The 14,223-nt window shown below is 43.1% G+C and carries 16 protein-coding genes; 5 read left to right on the top strand and 11 right to left on the bottom strand.

The annotated features are described in order from the left end of the window. Positions 1 to 42 precede the first annotated feature (42 nt). The 6 genes from JZO70_RS13095 to JZO70_RS13120 form a co-directional block, all read right to left on the bottom strand. Positions 43 to 621, bottom strand: coding sequence for an ATPase V (locus tag JZO70_RS13095; protein ID WP_207674036.1), 579 nt, complete (start codon positions 619 to 621; stop codon positions 43 to 45). Between the two features lie 17 nt (positions 622 to 638). After that, a complete protein-coding gene (locus JZO70_RS13100; protein WP_207674037.1) occupies positions 639 to 1,109 on the bottom strand; it encodes a V-type ATP synthase subunit K in 471 nt (156 codons plus the stop codon). 15 nt (positions 1,110 to 1,124) lie between these two features. Then, the gene (locus tag JZO70_RS13105; RefSeq protein ID WP_207674038.1) at positions 1,125 to 3,095 is read right to left on the bottom strand and encodes a V-type ATP synthase subunit I; all 1,971 of its coding nucleotides are present in this window, start codon (positions 3,093 to 3,095) and stop codon (positions 1,125 to 1,127) included. Further along, entirely contained in the window at positions 3,082 to 3,405 is a 324-nt protein-coding gene (locus JZO70_RS13110; protein WP_207674039.1) for a hypothetical protein, read from the bottom strand. Before JZO70_RS13110 ends, JZO70_RS13105 begins: the two co-directional genes overlap by 14 nt. A 292-nt stretch (positions 3,406 to 3,697) precedes the next feature. Continuing rightward, positions 3,698 to 3,901 carry a hypothetical protein gene (locus JZO70_RS13115; RefSeq protein ID WP_207674040.1) on the bottom strand — a complete coding sequence of 68 codons (204 nt, stop codon included), beginning with the start codon at positions 3,899 to 3,901 and terminating at the stop codon, positions 3,698 to 3,700. A gap of 97 nt (positions 3,902 to 3,998) precedes the next feature. Beyond that, on the bottom strand, positions 3,999 to 5,453 hold the full coding sequence (locus tag JZO70_RS13120) for a CoA-acylating methylmalonate-semialdehyde dehydrogenase (protein ID WP_242703938.1): 1,455 nt from the start codon (positions 5,451 to 5,453) through the stop codon (positions 3,999 to 4,001). A gap of 231 nt (positions 5,454 to 5,684) precedes the next feature. Here JZO70_RS13120 and JZO70_RS13125 point away from each other — a divergent pair, with 231 nt between their 5' ends. The 5 genes from JZO70_RS13125 (at position 5,685) to JZO70_RS13145 (ending at position 10,509) form a co-directional block, all read left to right on the top strand. Then, complete coding sequence (locus tag JZO70_RS13125; protein ID WP_207674041.1) at positions 5,685 to 7,439, top strand: sigma-54-dependent Fis family transcriptional regulator; 1,755 nt, start codon at positions 5,685 to 5,687, stop codon at positions 7,437 to 7,439. Between the two features lie 421 nt (positions 7,440 to 7,860). Further along, a complete protein-coding gene (locus tag JZO70_RS13130) occupies positions 7,861 to 8,730 on the top strand; it encodes an aldose 1-epimerase family protein (protein WP_207674042.1) in 870 nt (289 codons plus the stop codon). Between the two features lie 409 nt (positions 8,731 to 9,139). Next, positions 9,140 to 9,355, top strand: coding sequence for a DUF1659 domain-containing protein (locus tag JZO70_RS13135; protein ID WP_207674043.1), 216 nt, complete (start codon positions 9,140 to 9,142; stop codon positions 9,353 to 9,355). Between the two features lie 15 nt (positions 9,356 to 9,370). After that, positions 9,371 to 9,760, top strand: coding sequence for a hypothetical protein (locus JZO70_RS13140; RefSeq protein WP_207674044.1), 390 nt, complete (start codon positions 9,371 to 9,373; stop codon positions 9,758 to 9,760). Between the two features lie 38 nt (positions 9,761 to 9,798). Then, complete coding sequence (locus tag JZO70_RS13145; RefSeq protein ID WP_207674045.1) at positions 9,799 to 10,509, top strand: DUF2922 family protein; 711 nt, start codon at positions 9,799 to 9,801, stop codon at positions 10,507 to 10,509. A 495-nt stretch (positions 10,510 to 11,004) separates the two neighbouring features. On the opposite strand, the gene JZO70_RS13150 is transcribed toward JZO70_RS13145, so the two are convergent. The 5 genes from JZO70_RS13150 to JZO70_RS13170 all read right to left on the bottom strand — a co-directional run bounded on the left by JZO70_RS13150 (position 11,005) and on the right by JZO70_RS13170 (position 14,179). Then, positions 11,005 to 11,541: a 5' nucleotidase, NT5C type gene (locus JZO70_RS13150; protein WP_207674046.1), complete on the bottom strand. Its 537-nt coding sequence runs from the start codon at positions 11,539 to 11,541 to the stop codon at positions 11,005 to 11,007. Positions 11,542 to 12,228: 687 nt separating this feature from the next. Then, on the bottom strand, positions 12,229 to 13,098 hold the full coding sequence (locus JZO70_RS13155; RefSeq protein WP_207674047.1) for a GNAT family N-acetyltransferase: 870 nt from the start codon (positions 13,096 to 13,098) through the stop codon (positions 12,229 to 12,231). 81 nt (positions 13,099 to 13,179) lie between these two features. Further along, positions 13,180 to 13,428, bottom strand: coding sequence for a hypothetical protein (locus JZO70_RS13160; protein WP_207674048.1), 249 nt, complete (start codon positions 13,426 to 13,428; stop codon positions 13,180 to 13,182). Between the two features lie 78 nt (positions 13,429 to 13,506). Then, positions 13,507 to 13,914 (bottom strand): hypothetical protein, encoded by a 408-nt coding sequence (locus JZO70_RS13165; RefSeq protein WP_207674049.1) that lies wholly within the window; start codon positions 13,912 to 13,914, stop codon positions 13,507 to 13,509. 40 nt (positions 13,915 to 13,954) lie between these two features. Further along, positions 13,955 to 14,179, bottom strand: a complete 225-nt coding sequence (locus tag JZO70_RS13170) for a hypothetical protein (protein ID WP_207674050.1) — start codon at positions 14,177 to 14,179, stop codon at positions 13,955 to 13,957. Between the last annotated feature and the right edge of the window lie 44 nt (positions 14,180 to 14,223).

A 14,223-nucleotide genomic window follows, 5' to 3' on the forward strand; every position in this document is an offset into this window, starting at 1 on the left:
AGACGTGTTTCTTCCTATTTAAATAGCGTTTATCCTGTGCTGCTAGCCAAAAATTTCTTGGGCCAGCTCATAGGACAACTCGCCTTGCACATCAACAACTAAGCTGGAGAAAATGAAATTGTACTGGACTCCTTGGCTATCTACCACAAAGCCCGCTTGCTTAGCCAGCGGCTGATCAGAATAGACCAGTTGATAAGGCACTTCAACCTGCTGCAAAAATTCTTCCGTATACACTTCGCAGCTTTTCTCTCCCGGAACAAAGGTCACTTGCCCCTTAAAAGGAATCACTGGCAATACCGCCCGGGCAAATTCCTGCATTTCAGCAGGTGTCCAGGCTTCCATTTCCTCTTTGGCCTCTTCAAACAGCTGGTTTAAACGCTGCTGTTTCAGGTTCAGAGTTTGCTGGCGGTGTTCGATTTGCTGGCGATTGCTCAGCTGACGATACTTGCTTTGAATCATATCAATTTGTTTGCTGCGCTGTTTTTCAAAATTCTCTTGGATGATGGCTTGATTTTTTTGGAAATCAGCATCGACCCGTTCTTTTTCCGTTTTCTCCAAAAGCGCCAATTCTTGGTTGGCCTGGCTTTTCATTTGTTCAGTAATTTTTTCAATGGCACTCATGAAACTGGCCCCCTATTTTAAACTTGTCCAACTAGTAAGAAGGAAATAACGAAGCCTAAGATGGCATAGGTTTCTACCATGGCTGCAAAGATTATCCCTTTTGTGGCATGCTCCGGTTTTTTCGCTAAAATTTGAATCCCGGCGGCTGCCACTTTCCCTTGGGCAATCCCGGAGAATAAACCAGTGAATGCAATCGGCAGTGAAGCACCTAAATAGCCTAAGCCCTCAACCATCGACATATCCGTCCCCATGTTACCGAAAATCAGGAAGGCGATAACGAAGCCGTATAGTCCTTGGGTACCTGGCAGTAATTGCAGAATCAATGCCTGACCGAACTTTTCCGGTTGGCTGGTGGTTAAGGCAGCCGCGGCTTCCCCGGTGGTTCCTACCCCTTTAGATGAACCGATCCCAGAAAAGATTGTGGCACAAGCCATCCCTAGAATTGCAAAAAGAATACCACCATTATTATTAATTAAGTAATCTGTCATGTTGAAACTCCTCCATTATTTCTTCTTTTTTTCAATCGTAAAATATTTCTCAGCCGTTTTCAGCGGAGTAAATTTGCGTCCGCCGCCGCTGTAAAACTTGCCGAAAAATTCGACATACTGCAGCCGGGCGCCATGCACATAGGCACTTAGCAAGGTTAGAAAAATATTCAAGCCCTGCAAGGCAATCAATAGCAGAATACCGACAGTAAAACGTGCGGCCGGCGGCATATAGCCTACCAGCATATTAAAAGCGGCAGCAATACTCCCGCCGGAAATCCCTAAAGCCATTAACCGGGTGTAGCTTACCAGATCGCCGATGTAGCCAGTCACACCATACAAATCATAGGCGCCCTTAGCGAAACCAGTCAGCTTCGAGTCAGCTTGAATAATCGGTACGACAATTACACTTAACGCCGAAACGATGGCTAACACTTTGCCCGCTGTAGAAAGCGCGGCATTGTCCAGCAGCATACTGCCCACTACCATCAAACCTAGCCCAATTAAAATCCCTTGCCAGGCAAAGCCGTTCCCCACGGCCGACAAGTATTCCTTTTTCTTAATATGCTCCTTGGCGGCTATGAATAGTCCAACTAAAATTTGGATCAAGCCGAAGATTACCGACAAAATCAAAATTTGGATCACGTCGTCCTGCGTAGACAGCAAGGTGGGAATCGGTAATGATGCTCCGAAGCAGGAATTATAAATCAGCCCCCAAACCATAGATGGCACGGATAAAATCTGGAAAAATTTCACAAACTTCAGCATACCGGTTGGCAAGACTAAAAATTTCAAGGCAACTGTCGTGGCAATCAGCATTAATAGGCCATAGCCTAAATCAGCCACCATCATGCCAAAGAACACCAAGTAAAAAGGCATCATCCAGGGTGTCGGGTCTACCTCTTTGTAATGCGGTAACGCATACATTTCCGTCAGCATCTCAAAAGGCTCCACCAAGGCATTGTTCTTCAGCTTAGTAGGCACTTCATTTTCTTCCTCGTAGGCCGTTGGATCTTCAAAATCCAAGTAAATCGTATCCTGACCAAATAATTCAGCCAATTCGCTGACCATCAGATTCACTTCGTCTTCACTAATCCAGCCCTGCAGCACCACGAGAAAAGCGGATTGTACAAATTGATTCTTTAATTTTTCTCGTTCCTCCATTGCCAGCAGAACTTCCTCAGCCCATTGCAGCTCGCCAATCACCAGCTTCTTTTTGCCGATTTGCTTGGATAGCTTTTGCCCCTCTTTGTGCAGCGTCTTTAGTTGTTCCTTCACCTGTTGCAGCGCTGTTCTTGGGACCACTTCGTAAGGGTATTTCGCAATTTCAGCAGAATAATTAGTTAGAAGATCTTGAACCGTCGCCTTCAGCTCGTTTAGAAACACTAGCGCAAAGGAAACGCTGCTGTCATCGGAGTAAACTTCTTCATAATGTACCAGTTCCAGCTGCTTTAATTCTTCAATTAACTCAGCTGCTGCTTGTGTGCTCACCTCAGCTATAAGAAGTTCGGTGCTCATAGATTGCACTTGCGTCGGTGCTACATCCAAGTATTGCCAGCGAGTAAGCCAGGTCTCTTCCTGCAGAAGCTGTTCCTGCCGCTGCTGAGCCTCTTCCCATCGCTGCTTCAGATCCGTTATTTCCATTAGTTCTTGGCGCAATTGCTGCTGATCGAAGTTTTTTTCGATTTCCTGCAACGAAATATAGCGGCGTTTCAAGCCTTTGATCTTGTCCTTATTTTTCCCATGATGCTGAATAAACTGGACCAGCTCATTAATTTGGGTCTGCAAAAGGTGGAGTTCGCTAACATCAGCTTCCTTCACATCTTCAAAAGCGGTGGAAAAATACTGTTGAACCCAGTCATTGTTTTCTACCGATTGGGATAGATCACGCACTTCCACGTTTTGCAGCCCTTGAATCGCCTGCAGCAACGAATCCTGATAAGAGCGCTCAGAGATAATAGTCACTTTTTTCATTTTAGTGACGCCCATATTGTTCCCTCACCCTCTCGATAATTTTGTTAATCGCCGACTGTCGATGCTGAATGTAGCGTTCTTCAATTTGCTCTCGCTGTTCCTTAGCTTTGGCCTCCAGCTGAAGTCGTTCCTTTTCCAGCTTTGCGGCTTCTTCAGCCTCCATTTGCTCCATCAGCTGCTGCAAGGAGCGCTGATTTTCTGCTTTTAATTTTTCTAATTCGTCTGCTCGCTGTGCAGCATAGTCCTTTATCTCAGTTAAGATTGCCTGCTTCTCTTCAGCCACCTCTTGTTCTGTTGCTTGAATCTTATCTAACGCTTCTATCAAATTCTCACATCCCTTCTACCACTAATGAGGCTGTCAAACTAGATGAACCCGTTTACATTGTTAGCTGTCGATCGCCTGCTAACATCCTCATCATTTAATCATAATAAATAAATTTTGAATTACTTCACTTCTCAAGGGTGATGTTATGGTAATATTCTATCTGATAAAGTTCCAACAGTCAACTCTATATGAATAAATGATGAACTTCTCATAGTTAACTCTTGATTAACTTTTTCGCTGTTTTGAGCATAAAAAAAGACCGACAAAATTGTCGGCCAAGTTGTATCCTCGTTTAATATGGGAATAAATCAAAAATCAGCGCAAACGCAAATCCTAAAAACAGGAGCGCGAAGCTCAAGCTGGACCAAAAACTCAGCATTAGAAACGGTGACGTGCTTTCGTTGCCCTGCTTCTGAAAATAGGTAAGTGCCCTTTTGGTCATCCAAAACTGCCATAAGCTGATTGCTAAAACGACGAAGCCTGCTATTTTCTGCATTTGTCTGGACCCCTTTACTTATAGTCTACAGGAGTAAGCAAGGATTACAAGGAAAGGTTCAAAAAGAAAACGGCCGCTAAGCCGTTTTCGTCGTTAATTAAATTTCACTTTCCGCATAACGAGCCGTCACAACTTTACGATGGGTGTAGAACTCGACGCTGTCTTTTCCGTTGGCATGCAAATCGCCAAAGAAAGAATTTTTCCAGCCAGAGAAAGCAAACCAAGCCATTGGTGCCGGAACGCCTAAGTTAATTCCCAGCATACCTGCATCGACATTTTCTCTGAAGAAGCGAATCGCTGAAGCATTGTTGGTGTACAGGCAAGAACCGTTAGCAAATTCTGATTGGTTCGCCAGAGCGACTGCTTCACGAAGATCTTTGACCCGCATAATTGATGCCACTGGTGCAAAAATTTCATCCTGCCAAATCGCCATATCCATGGATACATTGTCGAAAATAGTTGGTCCCACAAAGTAGCCTTTTGCTGGCAGATTTTCTCGACCATCCAGCAATAGATCCGCTCCTTCATCTACCCCTTTTTGGATATAATTGAAGGTTCTTTCCTGGGCTTCTTTACGGATCACAGGTCCTAAGAAGACACCCTCATCTAAACCGTTGCCGATTTTGATGTCTTTGGCAGCTTGTTTGAATTTGCTGATAAACTCTTCAGCAATTGTTTCTTCCAGGACAATCACCGATGCCGCCATGCAGCGTTCGCCGGCTGAACCGAAAGCTCCGCCAATAATATCTTTAACTGCCCGATCAATGTTAGCATCTTTCAAGACGATCACATGATTTTTGGCACCGGTTAAGGCTTGGACCCGTTTCAGATTATCGGTTCCAGTTTTGTAAACATATTCGCCGACGCCTTTTGACCCGACAAAGCTGATTCCTCTCACTAACGGATCTGTCAATAAAGTATTCACTACATCATGAGCACCATAAACGATATTCAATACACCTTTAGGGAAGCCGGCTTCTTCCATTAATTCCACGACTTTTTCCATTAACAACGGTGTTTTTTCTGAAGGTTTCAGTACAACTGTGTTCCCAGCCGCAATCGCCATCGGGAAAATCCAAAACGGCACCATCATTGGGAAGTTAAAGGGAGTAATTCCGCCGATAACTCCGATCGGGTAACGATAATTGGTAATCTCAACATCCGTAGCAGCGGTTGATAAGGAATCACCTAAGATCAGGTTGGTGATACTTGCGGCATTCTCAACATTTTCAATACCCCGTTGCACTTCGCCTAAAGATTCGGCTAACGATTTGCCGTTTTCCAGCGTGATCAAGCGAGCTAATTCTTCTTTATGAGTGGTCAACAGATGGTGAAGTTTGAACAAGTAGCGACCACGAACCGGAACGCTAACTTTTTTCCAGCTGTCAAAAGCCGTTTCCGCCGCTTGGATGGCCGCTTCGGTATCTTCTTTAGTTGATAAAGGCACCTGTACCAGTACTTCCTCAGTCGCTGGGTTCATAACCTCTTCAATATTTTGGGATTGGCTTTCTACCCATTCACCATTGATATAATTTTTTAGTTTTCTTGTCATTTCTATTTCCTCCTCGAATTCAATTACTGAAAGAGTTTGTCTTCCTTACTCTTATATAAGCAATTGCCGTGCCAAGTCTAAAATTGCGTCAATACAATTATGACAAATTATTCACAATCTTTTCTGTATAAAAGAATGGACATACTGTCTAATATTATGTACACTAAAGACAATTAATGATTACATGTTGGTTAACTATAGATTCACTATGGGTTTAGAAAGGGTGATTTGATGAAAGAACTGTTTAATGAGCGGCCAAAACATATTCAGACACAAAATACGATCAGTAAATGGATGACCACCGATCCGATTACCATCAATATCAACGAAACCATCAACAGTGCCATCCAGATTTTTGCTGAGAACAATTTCTACAGCATTCCCGTAGTGGATGATCACAATTTTCTGGAGGGGATGATTACTAAAAGCTCAATTATGCTGGCGCTTTATCAAAATCAATCCACTGCCGAACCGATTCGTTCGATTATTGAAGCCTCCTTCGATGCGGTTTTCCCTTTGGACCCTTTGGAAAAAGCCTTGAATATGACCGAAGGCTGTTTGCCGGTAATTAAGGAAGATCGCACGTTGATCGGCATCATCACCCGGACCGATTTGCTTAAAGCCAAGTCGGTCGAAATGGATACCGTCAAGCATTCGCTGAATTCCATGTCGATTTTGCAGCAGGTACTGGATAATTCCTATGAAGGCATCGTGGTAGTGGATCAAAATGGCCTGATCACCGACATTAATTCCGCCTACTGTCGAATTCTCGGTAAAAATCGCGAGGAAGTTCTGCACCAGCCGGTTGAGGAAGTGATCGAAAACACCCAGCTGCATCTAATTTGCAAAAACGGCAAGGAAGAACGGGACCAAATCCAGCGCATCCACGACAAAGAAATGGTGGTCCATCGGGTGCCATTATTTGAAAAAAATCAGCTGATTGGTGCCATGGGCATTATTATTCACCGCAGCATTGAGGAAATGTACCATTTGACCGACAAAATGACCACCAAAGAAGCTGCCCAACACTTACCAATTAAGCATTCCAGCGATGCCTTGGCAAAAATTGTCGGCAATTCACCAAAAACCGCTCAGCTGAAGCATCGGATGAAACGAATGGCGGCCCTGCCCTCTAATGTTTTGATCACCGGCGAGAGCGGTACCGGAAAAGAATTGTATGCCCAAACGCTTCACGCCTTGAGCCCGGTAAGCGACGGACCTTTTATTGCCATCAATTGTTCAGCGATTCCGGATAACCTGCTGGAGTCTGAGCTGTTCGGTTACGTGGAAGGATCTTTTACCGGAGCCTTAAAGGGTGGGAAAAAAGGAAAGTTTGAATTGGCGGAAAATGGTACGATTTTCCTAGACGAAATCGGTGATATGCCGCTGTTGATGCAGGCCAAAATTTTGCGGGTGCTGCAGGAGAGAACGATTGAACCGGTGGGCGGTACCTTTTCCAAAAAAGTGAACGCCCGAGTGATCGCCGCCACCAATCAACATTTAGAAGAAAAAATTGCCAAAAAAGAATTTCGCGAGGATTTGTTTTACCGTTTGAACGTTTTGACTTTAGAGCTGCCGTCCTTAAGACAAAACAAAGCCGACGTGCCACTACTGCTGGAATATTATTTAACATTTTTCGCCAGCGAATTTCAGCTAAAAGAACCGCTGCTTTCTCCTAAAGCGAGAGAAGTTTTGTTGACCTATGATTTTCCCGGCAACATTCGCGAATTGACCAATTTGTGCGAAGCCTTGGTGGGCATGTCTGAGGGAGGCTATATTCACCTGTCGGATTTGCCGGAGCGAATTCGCAACTTTGCTAAACCTTCCCAACCATCTAAGCTGTTGGAACAAAAAGGCGATGCCGAGCGGGAATTAATTCTGTCTACTCTGGACTCGGTGAATTACAACAAAACCATCTGCGCCGAAAAGCTGGGGATTCAACGCTCCACCCTTTACAATAAAATGAAAAAGTATGGGATAAGGTAAACAAAAAATTTCACCTTATCCAGAACAAAAACGAGCCGATCCTCAATTTTTTTACGCAAATATAGTTTACAGCTTCACAAATAACGCGTATATTATTTGTTAATAATTCAAAATTCCAATTTGCGTTTAAAAGAATCGAGGTGGCTCTTTCAATAAAAGATACGAAACAAGTTTGATTCCGTCGAGACCCGACAGCTTCACTTGCAACCAAGTACCCAAGTACCAGAAATCTTTGCTAAACAGCTTCGTACAACCCGAAAATGAAAAGGCTCCTAATTTCGATCGCCAACTTTTGTAAGCGGTTAACCGATACTCTGCCAGACTATTTCTTAACGTTCGTTTCCAGTTTGCACTTTGCAAAAAAGTCCGAAATGGATGAGTATTTCACTTAAAAGTAAATCATAGAGCGAGGTATAAGCCCATGACCATAACCATCTCTAACCAAAGCATAACAGCCAAAATCAGCACGCATGGTGCCGAACTAATCAGCTTCCAATCAGAAGGCATTGAATTTATTTGGCAGGCAGATCCCAACCATTGGGACTGGCACGCGCCGATTCTTTTTCCTTTTATCGGGCGACTGAAAGACAATCAGTACACTTATAAAGGGAAAAACTATTCGATGCCGAAGCACGGCTTTATTCGGGATTGCCAATTTGACATACTTGCCATGACCAATGAATTAGTCATTCTGACATTTTCCAGCAATGAAGAAACCCTCAAGCTCTACCCCTTCGAATTTACCTTGAATGTAAAATACGAGATCTGGGGCGAAGGCTTGAGAGTCCACTTTAACTTAAAAAACACCGGACCCGAAGAAATGATCTTTGCTCTGGGAAGCCACCCGGCCTTCAATGTTCCCTTGGAAGATCACTTGACCTTTGACGACTACTATTTCTCATTTTTGCCATCCAAATGCCGAACGACGATTCCGCTAGAAGAACATTTTGTGAATTTTGACAAACGAACCTTAGGCCAGACTAACACCTATATCAGGCTTTGCCATGATCTCTTCAGCAACAGCTCGTTGATCTATGAAACCAAAGGACTGAATGCCTTTATGATCGAAAGCGAAAAGTCCATCCATGATATTACCGTGGTGTATAAGAATTTCCCTTATGTTGCTTTGTGGTCGCCGTACCCCAAGGAAGCCGATTTTGTCTGCATTGAGCCCTGGTTTGGCATGACCGATACTACAAATTCCACAGGAAAACTTGAAGACCGCCTAGGAATGAACCGATTAGCCAGCGACGAAACGTTTGAAACAGAATACTCAATCATCATTCATTGATCAGAAACGTTTGTCTTCCAGGATTTTAAATGAACATTTGCCACAAGCTCTTCCCAAATTTCGGGGAGAGCTTGTTTGATTCGATAAAAAAAGCAGATTTTATTCCAAACGCCCCTCCGACTTTTTGTTATTTAATCCAACATTTCCTTTTAAGTACGTTTCACCTGAAAAGCCAAATTCCTTATCACATCAACCTTAATCCACTTTTCTCTCTTAAAATCCCTAAGTGTCCCCAGCACCCTAGAAAATAACTTTTAGTAAATTTTACTGTACGATTAAATCAACGTTTCTATAAATGTCCCTGGACAATAACTATAGGTTTCGGGACACTTAGCCATTTTGTTCTTTTTTCTCTATCTGTTATCTTTTAGTCACCGGCCGGAACAAAAAAATTTAGGAGGAAGCATCAATGATTCAACCGTTAGGAACCAAATTACACGTACTCATCGAACAAGAAGGCGAAGACAAACAAAAGAAAGTGAACTTCAGCAATGTGATCACCAGTCCAGCCGAAGCCGACATCGTAAAACTAGGCGAGGTCATGGCGGACCTGGGACAAGAAGGAAGCAGCTTAGACAGCGTCATCGTCACTAATCAAACCCGCGTCGTTAAGACCGCCCAGTAAAGGAGGAAAAACATCATGACTGATCTGCCATTTACCCAATATCAGGTTTTTCATTTGAAAGCCAAGACATTACGAGAACAAATTTCTGCTTATTATCAGGAAACGCAAAATAGCTCCGTGACCATCCAGCTGCTACTAGCTATGAAAATCCGGAAGCAGCTGGGGGAACAGGATTTTGAACTATTTTTGAAGGATTTAGTCCGCCATTTATTCAGTAAAGCTACCGTCAACCGTGCCTTACGTCGCTATTTCTATTTCTTTAGCGAATATTTTGAAGAAACCGAGTGGGAAATGCTGACAGCCAGATGTTTTCCACCTAAGCATAGCAACACTGATTTAATGGAAGTTATTCAAGCCGATTCAACTGTCACTGGAACCGAATCCGAGCTCTCGGAAAGTTCCTGAAAAACAAAAACTAACTAAACTAAAGGAGAGAAAAAATTATGTTAAAACTAGCAACTGTATTTGAAAATGCCGCCGGTAAAAACCACCGCTGGTCTTACAACAACCCAAACCCGAACAAAACTGCCGATGAAATCAAGGAAGCTTTGGAAGCACTGACCACATTAAACCTGTTCCAAAAAGACGGTGTGCGTCAATTTTGCAAAGTCGTTTCTGCCAAATTTGTGGAAACCATCGAAACACCGCTTTTTGACCTTAGCCAACAAGCCGAAACCTATGTGGCAGATGCCAATAATGCTTTTGCGCCGTTTATTATTGCTGATGAAAGTACCCAAGTCTCTGAACCAGCCGAAGAACCGAAAGCAATTGTAAAAGAAGAAAAAACCGAACAGCCTGCAGCAAAATCAGCTCTAGAAACAATCGAAGCTGCACCGAAGTCTGTCCTGGAAAAAGCCGGAATTCCCAGCCAAGCAAAAACCGCCTTGGACGCAGCGTTTGTCAATCCAACGACTACTTCTGCAAAGGCTCCCGTGGTGAACCCAGCTTCATTAACCAAGGCTGTCGAAAAATCTGCGGAAAAAGCGGTTCAAGCTGAAGCAACCCCTGCCGAAATTGAACCTGAAGCACCCGTTGCAGAGATTCCAGCAGTCAAAAGGGCGACCAACCCACGCAAAGAAAAGGTCGATCGGCTGCGAGCCTATCACGAAGCCAACAAGAAGAAGAAGAAAAAAGGGAAAAAGAAAAAACGCTAACTAGCGGCCATTCTCTTAAACGGTACTATCTTGAAGGTGCGTGCGCGCCGCACCTTCTTTATAGGTAAGATCGTGGTAAATTAAGGCGTCCTTTTCCCACAATTTGTTCGTTGACAATTGAATAGAGATAACTTACCAAAGCGTCGTAGAAATACTTAAGACACTAGCCTCAGCCAAATAGAAATGGGCCCTTCTATTTTGGCTAATGGTTCTGTCGTCTAGTTTTGTTCTGCTGATTATCTTTGCTTGAACTGTTCACTTTACCTTCACAGATCTGTTCCGGTTCGAAATAGTCTAACAGTTCTTTGTTACATACATTCATCCCTCAAATCCGCCAAAAGCAGCGACTAAGAGACAAAGAAAAACGCCCTGCATTTCGTAAGGACGTTTGAAGGTGCTATTAGTAATTAGCCAAGATCGGGTTCAAACAGATCTTCTTGACCGTACATATCCCTTGTTCATCTTAATTTTTTGCTTGAAACCAATTATTTCTACTTACGATCCATACCGAGCTTCAAAAAAGTCTACTACCTCTTGCCAATTATTCAGCTTGATGTCGTAGGTTTCATTGTAATTATGGGGTGCCCCAAATAAAATTCCGGTTCCTTTGAAGGTTTCGAGATGACGGATGTGATCATCAATCAGGTAATCGGCGGCAATAATCGATTTGTCTCCGCAAAACACATAATTATCGTCAGGTATAAAAGCAAAATGCGTTTGCAACCAAGCATACTTAGCATTAAAGCAGGTGGGAACCTCCATCGCAGCTGTGGCAATATACACTTCATGCTTTTCTGCCAGCTTCCGCAGCCCCTCTTGGGCGCCTTCAATTACCGCAAAGTCGGCAAAATGATCCTCTTCTCTGATAAAAGCACGGATGGCTCCAGTGTGCTCCGGGTGAAGATGTCGCAGCTTTCTCCCTTGCAGATCAGCTTTCGTGTATTCGGTTCCAAAACGTTGGTTATAAACCTGCAGCTCTTTTGCCACATAATCAGCAATTACCTCATCCATATCCACAGCTATTCGTACCATCTCGCCCATTTCCACCTTTCAATTAAGAACAGACCCATTTAATCCCATTCTGATTTTCTATTCAACATTTGCACAACACGGGAACTGACAAATCAGTTCCATACCAACTCCATCATAAGTCAAAAGTTAGATATATTCAAATAGCGATCAGGTCGGTGGGACGAATTTTTTTATGGAATCTAGTGATTTACTGAGTGAAGATTACTATTTCCCAGTGGTAATCGAATCGGAAACAAAAACACGGGCCTATAGGCTTTATGTAGCGATATCCTGCTGAATATAGTAAAAAAATACTTATAATATAGGTGTAGAGAGTTGTTACTATGGCACGCTGAGACACTATAAAATATTTTATGAAAAAGGTGGTGTTGCCGGCATTTCTTGCATGTTTTTTGTTTACCGTGTTCAAATGCTTTTCGCTAAAAACGTCTTATAGGATTATCGTAATGCAGCGGCTCCTTGTGGCCGCATGGTACATTGTGTTGACCGTTTTGAGTTTGCTTTTGTAAAAAATAAAGTGCGCGACATCTGATACAAGCCGTCGCGCACGTTGTTTTTATTTTTTTGCTGGCCAGTTTCTTTGGGAGCTAAGCGATAGGAAAACCACGAATATATATTTACCAACGATACTCTTCATATCACCCCCCAGTTTGAACTATGACTATCAAGAGTCCAGCCTATTCTTACTTAAGTCAACGGCAAAAGCATTTCATACTGTCCGCCAGTAATTTCTGCCCCCACGTCACGCAAAAAGTTGATGCAGCTATCACAAGAATCATCTACATTCACAAAGCGCAATTCCCCGGTTTGTGAGTACTGCATTAACGTGGAAATGATGCCTTGTCCAATTCCTTTTCGCCGGTAATCTTGCCGCACAGCAAATTGTGGTACATCTCCCGTCGCTTTTTCAACGATCCCATAGCCAACAATTTCAGAATCGCGGCGCACCAATACATAGACGAATTTTTCCGGCACTGCCTGGACCGAATCAATAGAGTTTTGCCAAGAGGCATCAAAATCCCAGAAGCTCTTCACTATTTCCCATTCATCCAGCGCAATGCCCGGCACGCAATCAATTCCTTCCGTCGTTGTGGTCTGTACACTATTTTTATTTAGCTTGAATACCGAGAAGGTTCTTGTTACCGTGAACCCTTGTTTTTTGTATAGTTCAAATGCTACTTTATTACTCTTGAGCACTTCAAGCAAATATTGTTCCACACCTCGCTGCTTTAGTACATCAAGTACCTCATCAAATAGGTGGCTGGTAATTCCTTGCTTTCTGTAGGCTGGGGTTACACCCGTTCCGGTATCATAGGCGGTCAGCTTGCCTTGCCATTGCCTTAACCCGTTCAAAACAAATCCCACCAGATCCTGGTCTGGTTCAGTAAATGCACCCATTGATATATCAGGGGTAAAGCCTCGTCGTTTCATCATTGTTTGAAAATTTTCTAGCGACAAAGGAAGCTTCACTGCATAATCAGAAAACGCATCCTGAAAAGCGCGGTGGATTACTTTTATATCAATGTTTTCAAGCAGCATGGGGTTGATTTCGTTCATTGGAATCGTCTCCTTCTCTTTTTATTCCATAATAACATTAGTTGGTACAGGAAGCAGATTTTTTCAAACGAGAAATACGCATCAATGAATTTCACATTTGGGCATTAACTGCAATAATTTAGGAACTAAAACAACCCCATCGATTGAGCCGACATCAAAACAAAAGCTCTCTGCCTTTTTTTCTTCATTAAAAAATTTGATATTGAGAAAGACGACGGCTCCGTCCAAAAGCTTGCCATGGTCTCTAAAACTAGGCGCTTTGCCCAAATATTGCCGCTTACTTCCGTCAATTTGATATTCTTTTTTGGTTCCCGACCTTGTTTGGGTCATCGTGATCCTCATAGCACCCATACCTTATAATAAACTAGTCACTCACTTGAAGCTCCCGTACACAAGCAGCGTTTCCCTTTAGAATAAAAGCCACAGAAGGATCAACCCAGTAATAACACCAACACAGCCGAATAGAATAGATAGCAACCTTCTGCCAGTTTTATTTGCGATTACTTGTGACATTTTGATCCCACCAACTGACAGTATGATCATTAATCCCAGCAAACATCTTCTAATAATTTGCACTGCCTTGATAGAAAGCTCCGCTAAGAAACCCGCAAACGGCAGCAAGGCCAAAACGCCTACCAACAATAACAGACTAAAACCAATCAGCAATAAATTCTTAGCCGTTTGATTCTTAAGCTTCAAAACTGCCGTTGTCCCGCCGACAATGCTGACGATAACTGACGTGAAGCCCATCAACAAAAGAGACCCTGCAATAACCAGCATGAGAATCGGAAAAAGTATCAGTACAACATGAAACATTGAATCCCTCCTAACAATAAAACCAAATCAACTACACCAATTATTTACTCACTTGAAAATCTGGCGCAAATGCCCGATTGAAAGCTTCTGCCCATTCACTGGTTCGATAAAAAAGAATCAAGCTCTGATACCCATCCGTTGCCAGCTTCGTCAGTGTGTCATGAATATACAGTCTAATCTTTGCTTCCTTGGCTGAGTCCTTTTTCGAACTGCCACATCCACCAACAAGCACCACCCCTGCCCTCAATAAATCTAGCTCTAACACTTTTTTCTCCAGCCTTCCTATATTTTAATCGCTCTCTTTAACTC

Origin of the sequence: Candidatus Enterococcus moelleringii (assembly GCF_017377575.1) — a bacterium.
GTDB lineage: Bacteria > Bacillota > Bacilli > Lactobacillales > Enterococcaceae > Enterococcus_A > Enterococcus_A moelleringii.

Bases quoted from the DNA above. Each gene is read 5' to 3' on its own strand.
- JZO70_RS13095 (WP_207674036.1), bottom strand. From the start codon at position 621: ATGAGTGCCATTGAAAAAATTACTGAACAAATGAAAAGCCAGGCCAAC.
- JZO70_RS13100 (WP_207674037.1), bottom strand. From the start codon at position 1,109: ATGACAGATTACTTAATTAATAATAATGGTGGTATTCTTTTTGCAATT.
- JZO70_RS13105 (WP_207674038.1), bottom strand. From the start codon at position 3,095: ATGGGCGTCACTAAAATGAAAAAAGTGACTATTATCTCTGAGCGCTCT.
- JZO70_RS13115 (WP_207674040.1), bottom strand. From the start codon at position 3,901: ATGCAGAAAATAGCAGGCTTCGTCGTTTTAGCAATCAGCTTATGGCAG.
- JZO70_RS13120 (WP_242703938.1), bottom strand. From the start codon at position 5,453: ATGACAAGAAAACTAAAAAATTATATCAATGGTGAATGGGTAGAAAGC.
- JZO70_RS13125 (WP_207674041.1), top strand. From the start codon at position 5,685: ATGAAAGAACTGTTTAATGAGCGGCCAAAACATATTCAGACACAAAAT.
- JZO70_RS13130 (WP_207674042.1), top strand. From the start codon at position 7,861: ATGACCATAACCATCTCTAACCAAAGCATAACAGCCAAAATCAGCACG.
- JZO70_RS13135 (WP_207674043.1), top strand. From the start codon at position 9,140: ATGATTCAACCGTTAGGAACCAAATTACACGTACTCATCGAACAAGAA.
- JZO70_RS13140 (WP_207674044.1), top strand. From the start codon at position 9,371: ATGACTGATCTGCCATTTACCCAATATCAGGTTTTTCATTTGAAAGCC.
- JZO70_RS13145 (WP_207674045.1), top strand. From the start codon at position 9,799: ATGTTAAAACTAGCAACTGTATTTGAAAATGCCGCCGGTAAAAACCAC.
- JZO70_RS13150 (WP_207674046.1), bottom strand. From the start codon at position 11,541: ATGGTACGAATAGCTGTGGATATGGATGAGGTAATTGCTGATTATGTG.
- JZO70_RS13155 (WP_207674047.1), bottom strand. From the start codon at position 13,098: ATGAACGAAATCAACCCCATGCTGCTTGAAAACATTGATATAAAAGTA.
- JZO70_RS13160 (WP_207674048.1), bottom strand. From the start codon at position 13,428: ATGACCCAAACAAGGTCGGGAACCAAAAAAGAATATCAAATTGACGGA.
- JZO70_RS13165 (WP_207674049.1), bottom strand. From the start codon at position 13,914: ATGTTTCATGTTGTACTGATACTTTTTCCGATTCTCATGCTGGTTATT.